Genomic DNA, 14,383 nt, shown 5'->3' on the forward strand with positions numbered 1-14,383 from the left:
GCCGACTTCTTCGCCGAGCCGCACGTCGAGAGCCTGATCGGCTACGGCAAGGTGTTCCACGCCGCGGGCATCAGCTGGACGCTGTCGTCGATGGCCAGCGAGGCCGGCAACTTCGGCATGTTCATCGGCAACTACGAGCAGTTGCGCAAGATCGCGCTGCGCATCCGCGAGGCGGCGCTCGAGCTCGGCGTCAAGCGCATCGTCGTCGGCGAGTGCGGCCACGCGTGGCGCGTGGCGTACAGCTTCTGGAACACGCTGGTGGGCATCGGCGCCGGTGGCAGGGACCCGTTCGCGGTGCAGCTGCAAAGCCAGCTCGACGCGCGCTACAAGCAGCCGATGCACATCTGCGAGCTGACCTGGGACCTGATCCAGCGCGGCGCGCTCAGGTTCGACAAGGACAGGAACGACGACCGCGTGATCACGTTCCACGACTCGTGCAACGTCGCGCGCGCCTCGCGCATGGGCGACATGCCGGGCGGCCAGTTCGTGATCCCGCGCGAGATCATCAAGGCGGTCGCCAACCGCTTCCACGACATGGCGCCGGGCACCATCGGCGAGGCCACCTACTGCTGCGGCGGCGGCGGCGGGCTGCTCACCGACGACCTGATCGAGTTGCGTGTCAAGGGCGCGCTGCCGCGCATGGAGGCGCTCCAGCACGTCGTCGACCGGCACGGCGTGAACTTCATGGCCACGATCTGCGCGATCTGCAAGGCGCAGTTCACGAAGGTGCTGCCGTACTACGGCTTCGACATGAGCATGGTCGGCGGCGTGCACCAGCTGGTGAGCAAGGCGATCCGGCTCGGCGAGCCGAACTGACAACGACTTCCAGGAGACCCGCGATGTCCTCCGCACCGACGACCACCGATGCCCGGCCGCTGACCTTCCGACGCTACAAGGACGGCGACCACCAGCCGCGGCCCTGGCAGGAAGAGATCTTCGACGCCGACCACTCGCACAAGTGCCCGACGTACATCCAGAGCACGCCGCCGTGCCAGGCGTCGTGCCCGTCGGGCGAGGACATCCGCAGCTACCTGAACATCGTGCGCGGCATCGAGAAGCCGCCCGCCGGCGTGCCGTGGCAGGAGTACGCGTGGCGGCGCCTGACCGAGGCCAACCCGCTGCCCAGCGTGATGGGGCGCGTGTGCCCGGCGCCTTGCGAGTCGGGCTGCAACCGCAACGAGGTCGAGGACTTCGTCGGCATCAACTCGGTCGAGCACTTCCTCGGCGAGTACGCGATCGCGAACAAGCTGCAGTTCCCGAAGCCCGACAAGCTCAGCGGCAAGAAGGTCGCGGTGATCGGCGGCGGCCCGGCGGGCCTGTCGGCGGCGTACCAGCTCGCGCGCAAGGGCCACGCGGTGACGATCTTCGACGAGCGCGCCGAGCTCGGCGGCATGATGCGCTACGGCATCCCGGGCTTCCGCACGCCGCGCGCGGTGCTCGACGCCGAGATCCAGCGCATCCTCGACCTCGGCGTGCAGGCGCGCATGAACACGCGCATCGGCACCGACGTGACGCTCGACCAGATCAAGGCCGACTACGACGCGGTGTTCCTCGGCATGGGCGCGCAGAGCGGCCGGCCGCTGCCGGTCGAGGGTTCGGACGCGCCGAACTGCGTCACCGCCACCGCGTTCCTGAAGGCCTTCAACGACGGGCGGCTGCGCCACGTCGGCAAGCGCGTCGTGGTGGTCGGCGGCGGCGACACCTCGATCGACGTGGCCACCGTCGCGCGGCGCCTGGGCCACATCGAGACCGTGCACGAGAGCGACCGCCCCGAGATGGCGATCGCCGGCCACGCGGCACACGACGCGGCGGCGATCTCGGCGCGCCAGGGCGCCGACGTCACGCTGACCTCGATCTTCACGGTCGACAAGATGCAGGCCAGCAGGCACGAGGTCGAGCACGCGCTGGCCGAGGGCATCGCGATCCGCGGCGGGCTCGCGCCGGTGGCCGTCGTGTGCGACGCCGGCGGGCGCGCGATCGCGCTGCGCGTCGCGCGCTGCGAGGCGACGATCAAGGGCGGCAAGCTCGAGATCAAGATGATCGAGGGCAGCGAGGAGGACATCGAGGCCGACCTGATCGTCTCGGCGATCGGCCAGGCGGTCGACTTCACCGGCCTCGAGACGCTGAACAACGGCAAGGGCGGGATCACCGCCGACAGGAACTACCAGGTCAAGGACCAGGCGGGCATGTTCGTCGGCGGCGACGTCGTGCGCCCGCACCTGCTGACCACCGCGATCGGCCACGGCGCGATCGCCGCCGACGGCATCGACCGCTTCCTCGCCGGCGAGCCGCTGGACAGGCGACCGAAGATCGACGTGCACACCTGGGACATCCAGCGCAAGCTGGTCGAGAAGGGGATGGCGGTGTCGGAGGTGCACGAGCCGATCCGCGGCACCGACGCGAGCAACGTCGCGGTGCACAACTTCGACAACCGCTCCGACCGCTACGTGATCCCGCACGAGGAGCTGTTCCTCGGCCACTTCCCGTACACGGCGCGGCACAAGCGCAAGATCGTCACGCTCGACGCCGAGCGCGCGCTGAACAACTTCGAGGAGCGCGTGCTGCCGCTCACCGAGGCCGAGGCCATCGCCGAGGCCAAGCGCTGCATGAGCTGCGGGCTGTGCTTCGAGTGCGACAACTGCGTCGTCTACTGCCCGCAGACCGCGGTGTTCAAGGTGAAGAAGTCGCAGTCGACGACCGGGCGCTACGTGGACACCGACTACACCAAGTGCATCGGCTGTCACATCTGCCACGACGTGTGCCCGACCGGCTACATCCAGATGGGCCTGGGTGAGTGATGGCCCACCCCCGCAGCGCCGTCGGCGCCTCCCCCCCGGCCCTGCAAGGGCCACTGCGTGGCCCGGGGGGGCGCCGCCAGCGGACCGGCGAAGCCGGATCCGCGGCGGCCGCTTGGCACTGCGGGCGGTGGTCGTTGGCCGTGCTGCTGATCTCTGCCGTCGTCGGCCTCCAGCCCTCGTGGGCCGACGGCGGGCGCACGCCCAAGCCGGTGATCGAGCCGGCGAAGGCCGGCACGCAGTGCGTCGCCGACCCGGCGACGATGCGCCGCGACCACCCGGCGATGCTCAAGCACCAGCGCGACGAGACGGTGCACGGTGGCATCCGCGGCGCGAAGGCGAGCCTGAAGGCCTGCGTGTCGTGCCACGCCAGCGCGGCCACCGGCAGCGTCGCCGCCGCGCCGACCGACTTCTGCGCCGCCTGCCACAGCTACACCGCGGTGCGCATCGACTGCTTCGAGTGCCACGCGACCAAGCCGGCGGCGACCGCGTTCCATCCGCTGACCGCGCCCGGCGACGCCGCCGCGGCGACGCGACTGGCCGCGCAGTGGAAGCGGCTCGGCGCCACCGATGCCCTGCGACCCTGAGCACGACGTCGACGAGTCCGCCATGAGCCGCGACCCCGACCCGTCCCGCGAGAAGCCCGAGGCGCCCAGCGCGTCGCGCCGCGGCTTCGTCGGCGTCGCCGCCGCGGCACTGGCCGGCGTGGCGATCGCGCCGGGCATCCACCTGGTCGAGGTCGCGCGCGCGTCCACTGACGCGGCGGCCGCGGGCGCGAACCCGCGGGTGCGCTGGGGTCTGCTGATCGACACCACCAAGTGCGCCGCCGGCTGCACCGACTGCGTCGACGCCTGCAACGCCGAGAACGGCCTCGACCCGCGGCCCACGCCGACCAACGCGCAGTGGATCCGCAAGGTCGAGATCCGAGAGGTCAAGACCGGCCGCGTCAGCTCGGCGCCGGTGATGTGCCAGCACTGCGCGTCGCCGCCGTGCGTCGACGTGTGCCCGACCGGCGCGTCGTTCAAGCGCGCCGACGGCATCGTGCTCGTCGACCGCCACACCTGCATCGGCTGCCGCTACTGCATGATGGCCTGCCCGTACAAGGCGCGTTCGTTCGTGCACGAGCCGCTCACCGACCAGAAGCCCGACGTGCCGCGCGGCAAGGGCTGCGTCGAGAGCTGCACGCTGTGCGTGCACCGCATCGACGCCGGCGGGCGGACCACCGCCTGCGCCGAGGCCTGCACGAAGGCCGGCCACGGCGCGATCGTGTTCGGCGACCTCAACGACCCCGACAGCGAGATCTCGCGCCGCGTGCGCGAGGCCGCCAGCGTGCAGCTGCGCGCCGACCTGCGGCTCGACCCGGGCGTGCGCTACCAGGGGATCGCGTCGTGAGCGCGCGCGCCCGCCGCGAAGCTTTCGCACCGCAGCGCGTCGACGCGGAGGTGGCCACGTGAACTCGCTCGTCGACGCCGCGCGACAGACGCGCCGCTTCTGGCTGCTCGCCGCCGCGGGAGCCGTCGTCGCCGCGATCGGCGCCGCCGCGTCGCACTACATGGACGTGCACGGGCACATCGTCACCGGCATGACCAACCAGGTCGTGTGGGGCCTGCCGCACGTGTTCGCGATCTTCATGATCGTCGCCGCCTCGGGCGTGCTCAACGTCGCGTCGATCGGCTCGGTGTTCGGCCAGGCGGCGTACAAGTCGCGCGCCCCGCTGTCGGGGCTGCTGTGCCTGGCGCTGCTCGCCGGTGGCCTGATGGTGCTGATGCTCGACCTCGGCCGTCCCGAGCGCGTGATCGTCGCGGCGACGCACTACAACTTCAAGTCGGTGTTCGCCTGGAACGTGTTTCTCTACTCGGGCATGGCGGCGATCGTCGCGCTGTACCTGTGGACGATGTTCGAGCGCCGCATGAACCGCTGGTCGAAGCCGGCGGGCATCGCGGCGCTGGTGTGGCGCTTCGTGCTGACCACCGGCACCGGATCGATCTTCGGTTTCCTCGTCGCGCGCCAGGCCTACCAGTCGGCGCTGCTGGCCCCGCTGTTCATCGTGCTGTCGTTCGCCTGGGGGCTGGCGATCTTCCTGCTCGTGCAGGCCGCCCTGTACGCGTGGAACCGGCGCACGCTGCCGGCCGAGGTGCAGCGGCGCATGGCGCGGCTGCTCGGCGTGTTCGTCGCCGCGTCGCTGTATCTGGTGGCCGTGTACCACATGACCAACCTGTACTTCGCGCGCCAGGTCGAGTTCGAGACCTTCGTGCTGCTCGGGCGCGGCGGGGGCGGCGTGTTCGCGTGGCTGTTCTGGGGCGGCTACGTGGTGCTCGGCTCGGTGCTGCCGATGGGGCTGCTGTTCCGTGCGCAGCGCGACGCGCGCGCGGTCGGCGCGGCGGCGGCGCTGGTCGTGGTCGGCGCGTTCGCGTGGCTGTTCGTGTTCATCATCGGCGGGCAGGCGTTCCCGCTGGAGATCTTCCCCGGCCACGTGGTCAGCAGCAGCTTCGCCGACGGCGCCGTCGAGCACTACGTGCCGCGCTGGCCCGAGTGGCTGCTGGGCGTCGGCGGGGTCGGTGCGGCGTTCCTGCTGACCGTCGTCGGCGTGCGCGTGCTCGACTTCATGCCGCACGACGAGCCGCCTGCCGCGGCGCAGGAGGCGCGGTGACGGCACTGCCGCGGCTGTTCGTCTCGGCGGCGCACAAGTCGTCGGGCAAGACCACGCTGTCGATCGGGCTGGCGGCGGCGTTGCGCGCGCGCGGCGTCGCGGTGCAGCCGTTCAAGAAAGGGCCCGACTACATCGACCCGATGTGGCTCGCGCGCGCCGCCGGGCGGGCCTGCTTCAACCTCGATCCGTACCTGATGGACGGTGCGGCGATCGAGGCCACGTTCGCGCGCGAGGCCGCCGGCGCCGACCTCGCGCTGGTCGAGGGCAACAAGGGCCTGCACGACGGCGTCGCGCTCGACGGCAGCAACAGCAACGCCGCGCTGGCGCGCGCGCTGGCCGCACCGGTGCTGCTGGTGGTCGACAGCCGCGGCATGACGCGTGGCATCGCACCGCTGCTGCTCGGCTTGCAGGCCTTCGACCGCGACGTGCGCATCGGCGGCGTCGTCTTCAACCAGGTCGGCGGGCCGCGCCACGAGGCCAAGCTGCGCGCCGCCGTGGAGCACTACACCGACATCCCGGTGCTCGGCGCGCTGGCGCACGACGAGCGCCTGGCGCTGCCCGAGCGCCACCTGGGGCTGACGCCGGACCGCGAGATCGACGCCGCGTCGGCGCGCGTCGCACAGATCGCGCAGCGCGTCGCCGCCGGCGTCGACCTCGACCGCGTCGTCGCGCTGGCCGCCTCCGCCCCGCGGTGGCCGGGGCGCGTGCCGACGCGCGCGGCGGCCCCACGCGCCGACCTGCGCATCGGCATCGCGCGCGACCGCGCGTTCGGCTTCTACTACCCCGACGACCTCGCGGCGCTCGAGGCTGCCGGTGCGCGGCTGGTGCCGTTCGACACGCTGCGCGACACCGCGCTGCCGGCGGTCGAGGCGGTGTTCATCGGCGGCGGTTTCCCCGAGGCCTGCATCGCTGAGCTCGAGGCCAACGTCGCGCTGCGGCGCGCGCTGCGCGCGGCGATCGCCGACGCGCTGCCGGTGTACGCCGAGTGCGGCGGGCTGATGTACCTGGCGCGCTCGATCCGCTGGGGCGAGCACCGCGGCGAGATGGTCGGCGCGATCCCGGCCGACGCCGTGATGCACGCGCGCCCGGTGGGGCGCGGCTACGTGCAGCTCGAGGTCGGCGCCGACCACCCGTGGCTCGACGCCGGCACCGTGCTGCGCGGGCACGAGTTCCACCACTCGAGCCTGGAGAACGTGGCGCCCGGTGTCGCGTTCGCGTACCGCGTGCGGCGCGGTCACGGCGTCGACGGCGCGGTCGACGGCCTGCGCATCGGCAACCTGCTGGCGTCGTACGCGCACCTGCACACCGGCGCCGGCAGCGACTGGGCGCCGCGTTTCGTCGACTTCGTGCGCCGCTGCCATGCGGCGCGTCCGCCGGGCCGCCTGCCGCTGGCGGCCTGATCCCGTCACCGAAGGAGGCCCGCTGCAATGACCCTGCCCGTCACCGTGCCCCGCCAGCTGGTCGTCGACGGCAGGCCCGTCGCCATCGACAGCGAGGGTTATCTGCTCGACCTGGAGGACTGGTCCGAGGCGTTCGTCCGCGCGCTGGCGCACAAGGAGGGGCTCGCGCTGACCGACGAGCACTGGCAGGTGATCCGCTTCCTGCGCGCGTACTGGCAGGAACACGGGGTGCAGCCGCAGGTGCGCGTGATGATCCGCCACTTCACCGCGCTGTGGGGCCCCGAGCGCGGCAGCAACCACTACCTGCATGAGCTGTTCCCGCGGGGCGGCCCGCAGAAGCAGGGCAACCGCCTGGCCGGGCTGCTGCGCACGAAGGGCGAGCATTGAACGCCGGGCGACCCACGCTCGACGTGACCGACGCGGCACTCGAGCAGATCCGCACCGCCGCGCTGCAGGGCCGCGCGGTGGGTATGGCGCTGCGCGTGGCCGCGCGGCGCGCCGGCGACGGCTCGATCGACTACGGCATGGGCTTCGACGACACGCACGACGACGACGAGCCGCTGCAGTTCGACGACGTCACCGTCGTCGTCGCGCAGGGCAGCCGCGACCTGCTGCGCGGCACCACGCTCGACTGGGTCGAGATCGCCCCCGGCGAGCGGCGCTTCATCTTCATCCCGCCGCGCGACGACGCCCCGCGTGGCTGTGGCAGCGGCGGCTGCTCGAGCTGCGGCTGAGCCCGCCACCGAAGGAGATCACGACGATGGACACGATGGTCGACCTGCCCGAGTGGATCGTGCGCGCCTCGGGTCAGGCGTCGCCGCAGCGCGGTCGCGTCGCGCTGGTCGGCGCCGGCCCCGGTGACCCCGAGCTGCTGACACTGCGCGCCGCGCGCCTGCTGCGCGACGCCGACGCGGTGGTCTACGACTTCCTCGTCGGCCCCGAGGTGCTCGACTTCGCCGGCCCGCACGCCGAGCGCATCTGCGCCGGCAAGCGCAGCAGCCGTCACAGCATGCCGCAGCACGAGATCAACGCGCTGCTGGTGCGCCTGGCGCGCGAAGGCCGCCGCGTGGTTCGGCTCAAGGGCGGCGACCCGTTCGTCTTCGGCCGCGGCGGCGAGGAGGCGCAGGCGCTCGCCGAGGCGGGCATCGACTTCGAGATCGTGCCCGGCGTCACTGCCGCGTGCGGGGTCACCGCGTACGCCGGCATCCCGCTGACACACCGCGACCACGCGCAGTCGTGCCTGTTCGTCACCGGGCACATGAAGGACGACCGCGCCGACCTCGACTGGCCCGCGCTCGCGCGCGAGCGCCAGACGGTGGTCATCTACATGGGCCTGGCGGCGCTGGGGCACATCTGCGCGCAGCTCGTGGCCCACGGCCTGCGCGCCGACATGCCCGCCGCGGTGGTGCAGCAGGGCACGCTGCCCGAGCAGCGGGTGGTGACGGGCACGCTGGCCGACCTGCCGCAGCGTGTCGCCGCCGCGGGCCTCACGGCGCCGTGCCTGATCGTCGTCGGCGAGGTCGTGCAGCTGCACCACCAGCTGGCCTGGTTCGGCCTGCCGGCGCAGGCGGCCGCGGGCTGAGCGCGGCGCTCAGCGCGTCTCGGACCGGCCCGCGGCGTCGCCGGCGGCGCGGTGCTCGACCGCGAACACCGCGGCCTCGACGCGCGAGCTCAGGTTGAGCTTGGCCAGGATGTGACGCACGTGCAGCTTGACCGTGTCGTGACTGATGTCGAGCGCGCGCGCGATCGCCTTGTTGCTCTCGCCGCGCGAGACATGCTCGAGGATCTGGCGCTCGCGCTCGGTCAGCGAGGCGATCAGCCCCGCCTTGTCGGTGGCCGGCGCGCCGGTGGCCGGCGACTGCAGCATCTGCGCGAGCTTGAGCGTCATCGCCGGCGCGACGGCCAGCTCGCCGCGCGCCGCGCGCGCGATCGCGCCGAGCACCTCCTCGGGGTCCATGTCCTTGAGCAGGTAGCCGCGCACCCCGGCGCGCAGCGCGGCGGCCAGGTCGGCCTCGGCGTCGCTCATCGTCAGGATCACCGCCGGCGTGTCGATGCCTTCGGCGCGAAAGCGCCGCAGCAGCGACAGCCCGTCGGTGGCCGGCATGCGCAGGTCGAGGATCACCAGGTCGGGCCGGTGCTCGCGCAGCAGCGCCAGCGCGTGGTCGGGGTCGCCGGTCGAGGCGACCACGCGCATCGGGCTGCGATGCGCGATCAGGTCGGTCAGCCCGTTGCGGCACAGCGCGTGGTCGTCGACCAGCACGATGCGGATCGGCGGTGCCTCCATCGCCGCGTCTCGCATCAGGGCCCCGGCGCCGCGACGACGCGCGCCGCCGGCCCGGGGTGCAGCGGAAACACCAGGTGCACGCAGGTGCCGCCGCCGGCGCGCGGGCGCAGCGCCAGCGTGCCGCCCAGGCGCCGCGCGCGCGCGCGCATGATGTCGATGCCGTAGTGCGCCGACGCGTGCGCGCCGGCCGCGTCGACGAAGCCGGTGCCGTCGTCCTCGACGCGCAGGTGCACGTCGCCGTCGCTCAGCTCGACGCTCAGGCGCGCGTGCCGCGCCAGCGAGTGCCGCGCGACGTTGGACAGCGCCTCCTGCACCACGTGGAATGCCTGCGCCTGGCGCTCGGGCGCGAGGTCCAGCACGCCGACGCGGTCGACCAGCTCGAGCGTGATCCCGGTGCGCGGCTCGAACGCCGCCACCGCCTTGCGCAGCGCGTGCAGCAGCCCCTCCGGGTCGACGCGCGTGCGGAAGTCGGCCAGGATCTCGCGCAGGCTGGTGTGCGCGTCGGCCACCGCGCGGCGCACGTCGTCGTAGTACCTCAGCGAGCGCGCGTCGTCGTGCGCGAGCATCGCGTCGTGCAGCAGCGGCAGGCGCATCTTCACGAAAGCCAGCGACTGCGCGACGGCGTCGTGCACCTCGGCGGCCATCATCTGGCGCTCGTTGGCCACCGTCGCGCGCAGGTTCTCGCGCTCGAGTTGCGCGTTGTGCAGCGCGAGCCCGAGCAGGTCGCCGATCGACTTGAGCAGCGCCAGCACCTCGGCGCTGGGTTCCTCGCCCTGGCGGAAGAACAGGTTGTAGATGCCGAGCAGGCGGCCGCGATGGTGCAGCGGCACCGCCAGCACACGGCGGCAGTCGACGCCGAAGTAGCCGCTGTGATCGCGCTGCGTGCACACGCTGAGGTCGTCGGCCCACACCGGGCGGTCGCGCCGCGCCGCGGCGCCGCAGGCGCCGCAGTCCTGCGCGACCGAGCGCTCGGCGTCGAGCACGCTGGGCGGCAGCCCGAGGCTGCCGATCATCAGCATGCGCCGCTCGCCGGCGTCGAGCACGCGCACCGCGCCGGCCTGCGCGCCGGCGATGCGCATGATCGGCGGCAGGAAGTGGCCGAGCAGGTCGTGCAGGTCGTTGCCGGCGGCGAGCTCGGCGGTGATCTCGGCGAGCAGGCTCGCGCTGGCGGCGCCGCGCGGCGCGTCGCGGACCGGGGTCGTCGGCAGGTCGGGGGCGGTCATCTGCGGGCAAGTGTCGCGCATCGGCGCGAAGGCGTCCTTGATCCCGGATTGGACCGCGGGGCCGGCCTGCGTGCCATCGGTTCGTACCCGCGATGCCGGGGGCGGTATCGGTCGCCGCGGCTAGGCGGGCTCGCGTGGCGGCGGCGCCGACTCGGCGCAGAGGCGCAGGAAGTCCTCGGTGCCGCGCCCGAGGTGCTTGCTGCGGTGCAGCACGATCGCCAGCCGGCGCGTCGCGCGCGGCAGCGTCGTGTCGACCTCGACCAGCGTGCGCTGTGCCAGCTCGTGGGCGACGACCTCGCGCGGCAGGCAGCCCAGCGCCGCGCCGGCGGCGACCAGCCGCTTGATCGCCTCCGGGCTGCCGAGCTCGAATTCGACGCGCAGCGCGCCGACACGCTCGATCAGCCAGCGGTCGGCGGCCTCGCGCGTGCCCGACCCCGGCTCGCGCAGCGCCCAGGCGGCGTCGCGCAGCTGGCGCAGCGTCGCGGTGCGCCCGGCCAGCGGGTGCACGGGAGCGGCGACGATCACCAGCTCGTCGCTGCGCCACGGGCGCAGCACCAGCTGCGGGTGCGTCTGCGGCCCCTCGATGAAGCCGACGTCGACGTCGAGCGCCGCGACCGCGTCGATCACCTCGCTGGTGTTGCCGATCGTCAGCTCGACCGGCGATGCCGGGTGCGTGGTCTTCCAGCGCGCGAGCAGCTCGGGCAGCAGGTATTCGCCGATCGACAGGCTCGCGGCCACGCGCAGCGGGGCGGCGTGCGCGGTGCCGAACAGCCGCTCCACCTGCGCCGCCTGCTCGAGCAGCGCGCTGACGCGCGGCAGCAGCGCGCGACCGTTCTCGTTGAGCACCAGCCGGCGGCCGACGCGGTCGAACAGCGCCACGCCGAGCACGCCTTCGAGCTCGGCGAGCGCGGCGCTGGCGGCCGACTGCGAGCGCGCCACCAGGTCGGCCGCGCCGCGCGTGGAACCGCAGCGCGCGGTCGCCGCGAAGACCTCGAGTTGACGCAGGTTCAGCCGCAACCGGGGGGCCGCCGCCGGGGCGTTCTGCTTATCGGATTTATCGGGCACGGTGACCAGTATTGTCTGATTTTTCTTTTGACCGCGCGCGCCTAGGATCGCCGCGTCGCGAGCAGGGCGATGGGGCCCTTCGCCGAGCGACGACCACCGCCGCGCCCGCTGCGCTGCGGACGACAGGAGACAAGACGACCCATGAGCCTGCTGGTGCGTCCCCACGGTGGCGGGGAACTTCGGCCGCTGCTGCTGGAGGGCGACGCGCTCGACGCCGAGCGGCGTCGGGCGGCCACGCTGCCGCGGGTGCGCGTGAGTTCGCGCGAGCGCGGCGACATCCTGATGATGGCCATCGGCGGGTTCACGCCGCTCGAGGGCTTCATGAGCCACGCCGACTGGCGGGGCGTGTGCGACGGCATGCGCACCGCCAGCGGCCTGTTCTGGCCGATCCCGATCACGCTGTCGACCGACGCGGCGACCGCGGCGACCTTCGGCACCGGTCAGGACGTCGCGCTGATCGACCCCGACGACGGCTCGGTGCTGGCGACGATGCTGGTCACCGAGAAGTACACGATCGACAAGGCGCACGAGTGCGCCTGCGTGTTCCGAACCACCGACGTCGAGCACCCCGGCGTGCGCATGGTGATGGAGCAGGGCGAGGTCAACCTCGCCGGCCCGGTGAAGGCGCTGTCGCTCGGCGGCTTCCCGCAGAAGTACGGCGAACTGTTCATGACGCCGGCGCAGACGCGCAGCCTGTTCACCTCGCTGGGCTGGTCGCGCATCGCGGCGTTCCAGACGCGCAACCCGATGCACCGCTCGCACGAGTACCTGGCGAAGATCGGCATCGAGGTCTGCGACGGCGTGCTGGTGCACTCGCTGCTCGGCGCGCTCAAGCCGGGCGACATCCCGGCCGAGGTGCGCACCGAGGCGATCGGTGCGCTGGTCAGCCACTACTTCGTGCCGTCGACCATCGTCCAGGCCGGCTACCCGCTGGACATGCGCTACGCCGGCCCGCGCGAGGCGGTGCTGCACGCGTTGTTCCGCCAGAACTACGGCTGTTCGCACCTCATCGTGGGACGGGACCACGCGGGCGTCGGCAGCTACTACGGCCCCTTCGACGCGCACCGGATCTTCGACGAGATCCCCAGGGACGCGCTGCTCACGCAGCCCCTGCGCATCGACGTGTCGTTCTGGTGCTACCGCTGCGGCGGCATGGCGTCGGGGCGCACCTGCCCGCACGACGACGTCGACCGTCTCCAGGTGAGCGGCACGCAATTGCGCAAGTGGCTGTCCGAGGGGCACGACGTGCCTGCCGAGTTCAGTCGGCCCGAGGTGCTCGAGGTGCTGCGACGCTACTATCGCGGGCTCGGGTCCGGCGCGGGCGCGCGGTGACGCGGCGCCACGGTGGGTGAATGAAGGTCTGCATCGTGTCCGACAGCCACGACCGTGCCGACGTGCTGGCCCAGGCCGTGCACGCGGCCAGGCAGCGCGGCGCCGAGGCCGTGATCCACTGCGGAGACCTGATCGGCGCGCAGTCGCTCAAGCCCGCGCTGGAGGCCGGTCTGCCGATGCACCTGATCCACGGCAACAACGTCGGCGACACGCAGGCGCTGCACCGGCTGTCGCGCACCAGCGGCGGGCAGGTGCAGTACCACGGCCCGGACGCGCGCATCGAGCTCTGCGGCCGCCGGGTGTTCGTCGTGCACTACGACGACTACGGCTACGCGATGGCCTGCACGGGCGACTGGGACCTGGTGTGCTGCGGCCACTCGCACCGGGCCGAGGTGCGGCGTGTCGAGGCGGTGCGCGGCGGCTCGAGCTGGCTGGTCAACCCGGGCACGGTGGCGGGCCTGGCCGCGCCGCGGACCTGGGTGTTGGGCGATCTGGCGACGATGCGATTCGAGGTGCACGAACTGGCCGCACAGGCCGGGGTCGGCGCGTCCGCATAGGCCGATCGAGGGGATGCGCGGCCGGCGGCCCACCGCGCATCCCTACGGGCAGTCAGGGCCATCGAGAAGATTGACAGGAGACTTGCACGATGTTCGAGATCAACCCGTTCGCCGCCGTGGCCGGGGCGCTGCCGGCCAATGCCATGCAGGTCTTCGTGGTGCTGATGGCGCTGGCCGTGCTGCTGGGCACGGTGCTCGACATGATCCACAAGGGCAGCGCGGCCTACTTCTTCGCCAACTGGCGCAAGTCGCGGGGCCAGGGCGCGCAGGTCGACGTCGCGTCGATCGCGGTCAAGACCGTGGTGGTGGACGTGCTCGCCTCGGGCGAGTTCTGCAACCCCCGGCGCCGCATCGCCCACCTGCTGACGATGTACGGCTTCATCCTGTACCTCGTGACCACCGCGATCATGGTGTTCGGCTACCCGAGCGTCGCGACGCCGACGCCGGCGCTGGTGGTGCAGCTGTGGTGGCTGGGCGGGTTGATGGTCCTCGTGGGGGGCTACTGGTTCTGGTTCTTCATCCGGGTCGACGTCGCCGCCGAGGGCAGTTCGCCGTTGCGCCTGGTGCGCGCCGATCTGTTCATCGTCTCGCTGCTCGCCAGCGTGACGCTCGGCCTGATCTGGGCCGCGCTGCAGGCGTCGGGCAGCGCGGGCGCGATGGTCGTCTTCGGGCTGTACATCCTGGCCACCATCGTGCTGTTCGGCGGCGTGTACTGGTCCAAGTTCGCGCACATGTTCTTCAAGCCCGCGGCGGCGTTCGAGAAGCGCGTCTCCAAGGCCAGCGGCGTCTATGCCAACCTGCCCTTGCAGACCCGCGACGACCCCGAGCAGCGGGCGCGGCACTCGATGGAACTGCTGCGCGACGCGCCCATGGACATGGGCCTGGGCATCAAGCGCGAAGCGCCGCGTCACTACTGAGAGACAGTCCGCGCGATCCTGCGGAATACAACAAGGAGTCAGCCTATGCCTACCTTCGTCTACATGACGAGGTGCGACGGATGCGGCCACTGCGTCGACATCTGTCCCTCGGACATCATGCACATCGACAAGACCTATCGGCGCGCCTACAACATCGAGC

At 72.4% G+C, this 14,383-nt stretch carries 15 protein-coding genes; 12 read left to right on the top strand and 3 right to left on the bottom strand.

Features of this window, described 5'->3' with window-relative positions; genetic code table 11:
• The 9 genes from PKC53_RS17155 to cobA form a co-directional block, all read left to right on the top strand.
• A partial coding sequence (locus tag PKC53_RS17155; protein ID WP_324430827.1) for a (Fe-S)-binding protein occupies window positions 1-816 on the top strand: 816 nt, incomplete at its 5' end.
• 23 nt (window positions 817-839) lie between these two features.
• On the top strand, window positions 840-2,798 hold the full coding sequence (locus PKC53_RS17160; RefSeq protein WP_324430828.1) for an NAD(P)-binding protein: 1,959 nt from the start codon (window positions 840-842) through the stop codon (window positions 2,796-2,798).
• A gap of 140 nt (window positions 2,799-2,938) precedes the next feature.
• Window positions 2,939-3,382: a hypothetical protein gene (locus tag PKC53_RS17165; RefSeq protein WP_324430829.1), complete on the top strand. Its 444-nt coding sequence runs from the start codon at window positions 2,939-2,941 to the stop codon at window positions 3,380-3,382.
• 22 nt (window positions 3,383-3,404) lie between these two features.
• Window positions 3,405-4,187 carry a sulfate reduction electron transfer complex DsrMKJOP subunit DsrO gene (dsrO, locus tag PKC53_RS17170; protein WP_324430831.1) on the top strand — a complete coding sequence of 261 codons (783 nt, stop codon included), beginning with the start codon at window positions 3,405-3,407 and terminating at the stop codon, window positions 4,185-4,187.
• A gap of 58 nt (window positions 4,188-4,245) precedes the next feature.
• A complete protein-coding gene (gene nrfD / locus PKC53_RS17175; RefSeq protein WP_324430833.1) occupies window positions 4,246-5,445 on the top strand; it encodes an NrfD/PsrC family molybdoenzyme membrane anchor subunit in 1,200 nt (399 codons plus the stop codon).
• On the top strand, window positions 5,442-6,845 hold the full coding sequence (locus PKC53_RS17180) for a cobyrinate a,c-diamide synthase (RefSeq protein ID WP_324430835.1): 1,404 nt from the start codon (window positions 5,442-5,444) through the stop codon (window positions 6,843-6,845). Before nrfD ends, PKC53_RS17180 begins: the two co-directional genes overlap by 4 nt.
• 27 nt (window positions 6,846-6,872) lie before the next feature.
• A complete protein-coding gene (locus PKC53_RS17185) occupies window positions 6,873-7,232 on the top strand; it encodes a TusE/DsrC/DsvC family sulfur relay protein (RefSeq protein ID WP_324430837.1) in 360 nt (119 codons plus the stop codon).
• Complete coding sequence (locus tag PKC53_RS17190; RefSeq protein ID WP_324430839.1) at window positions 7,229-7,579, top strand: hypothetical protein; 351 nt, start codon at window positions 7,229-7,231, stop codon at window positions 7,577-7,579. The genes PKC53_RS17185 and PKC53_RS17190 overlap by 4 nt, the downstream gene beginning before the upstream one ends.
• 26 nt (window positions 7,580-7,605) lie before the next feature.
• Window positions 7,606-8,427: a uroporphyrinogen-III C-methyltransferase gene (cobA, locus tag PKC53_RS17195; RefSeq protein WP_324430841.1), complete on the top strand. Its 822-nt coding sequence runs from the start codon at window positions 7,606-7,608 to the stop codon at window positions 8,425-8,427.
• Window positions 8,428-8,436: 9 nt separating this feature from the next.
• Here cobA and PKC53_RS17200 read toward each other — a convergent pair whose 3' ends face one another.
• The 3 genes from PKC53_RS17200 to PKC53_RS17210 all read right to left on the bottom strand — a co-directional run bounded on the left by PKC53_RS17200 (window position 8,437) and on the right by PKC53_RS17210 (window position 11,417).
• Window positions 8,437-9,129, bottom strand: coding sequence for a response regulator (locus PKC53_RS17200; protein WP_324430843.1), 693 nt, complete (start codon window positions 9,127-9,129; stop codon window positions 8,437-8,439).
• A 14-nt stretch (window positions 9,130-9,143) separates the two neighbouring features.
• A complete protein-coding gene (locus tag PKC53_RS17205; RefSeq protein WP_324430846.1) occupies window positions 9,144-10,352 on the bottom strand; it encodes a GAF domain-containing protein in 1,209 nt (402 codons plus the stop codon).
• Between the two features lie 120 nt (window positions 10,353-10,472).
• Window positions 10,473-11,417 (bottom strand): LysR family transcriptional regulator, encoded by a 945-nt coding sequence (locus PKC53_RS17210; RefSeq protein WP_324430848.1) that lies wholly within the window; start codon window positions 11,415-11,417, stop codon window positions 10,473-10,475.
• 141 nt (window positions 11,418-11,558) lie between these two features.
• Between PKC53_RS17210 and sat the strand changes: the two genes are divergently transcribed.
• The 3 genes from sat to PKC53_RS17225 all read left to right on the top strand — a co-directional run bounded on the left by sat (window position 11,559) and on the right by PKC53_RS17225 (window position 14,223).
• Window positions 11,559-12,749 carry a sulfate adenylyltransferase gene (gene sat, locus PKC53_RS17215; RefSeq protein WP_324430850.1) on the top strand — a complete coding sequence of 397 codons (1,191 nt, stop codon included), beginning with the start codon at window positions 11,559-11,561 and terminating at the stop codon, window positions 12,747-12,749.
• Between the two features lie 20 nt (window positions 12,750-12,769).
• Window positions 12,770-13,306, top strand: coding sequence for a metallophosphoesterase family protein (locus tag PKC53_RS17220; RefSeq protein ID WP_324430852.1), 537 nt, complete (start codon window positions 12,770-12,772; stop codon window positions 13,304-13,306).
• Window positions 13,307-13,395: 89 nt separating this feature from the next.
• Window positions 13,396-14,223, top strand: a complete 828-nt coding sequence (locus PKC53_RS17225) for a hypothetical protein (RefSeq protein WP_324430854.1) — start codon at window positions 13,396-13,398, stop codon at window positions 14,221-14,223.
• The last annotated feature ends 160 nt before the right edge of the window (window positions 14,224-14,383 follow it).

The organism is Azohydromonas sp. (assembly GCF_035325925.1).
Classification (GTDB): Bacteria; Pseudomonadota; Gammaproteobacteria; order Burkholderiales; family Burkholderiaceae_C; genus Calidifontimicrobium.

Excerpts from the sequence above, each read along its gene's own strand:
- PKC53_RS17205 (WP_324430846.1), bottom strand. The coding sequence starts at position 10,352 with ATGACCGCCCCCGACCTGCCGACGACCCCGGTCCGCGACGCGCCGCGC.
- PKC53_RS17220 (WP_324430852.1), top strand. The coding sequence starts at position 12,770 with ATGAAGGTCTGCATCGTGTCCGACAGCCACGACCGTGCCGACGTGCTG.
- PKC53_RS17185 (WP_324430837.1), top strand. The coding sequence starts at position 6,873 with ATGACCCTGCCCGTCACCGTGCCCCGCCAGCTGGTCGTCGACGGCAGG.
- cobA (WP_324430841.1), top strand. The coding sequence starts at position 7,606 with ATGGACACGATGGTCGACCTGCCCGAGTGGATCGTGCGCGCCTCGGGT.
- PKC53_RS17160 (WP_324430828.1), top strand. The coding sequence starts at position 840 with ATGTCCTCCGCACCGACGACCACCGATGCCCGGCCGCTGACCTTCCGA.
- dsrO (WP_324430831.1), top strand. The coding sequence starts at position 3,405 with ATGAGCCGCGACCCCGACCCGTCCCGCGAGAAGCCCGAGGCGCCCAGC.
- PKC53_RS17200 (WP_324430843.1), bottom strand. The coding sequence starts at position 9,129 with ATGGAGGCACCGCCGATCCGCATCGTGCTGGTCGACGACCACGCGCTG.
- sat (WP_324430850.1), top strand. The coding sequence starts at position 11,559 with ATGAGCCTGCTGGTGCGTCCCCACGGTGGCGGGGAACTTCGGCCGCTG.
- PKC53_RS17225 (WP_324430854.1), top strand. The coding sequence starts at position 13,396 with ATGTTCGAGATCAACCCGTTCGCCGCCGTGGCCGGGGCGCTGCCGGCC.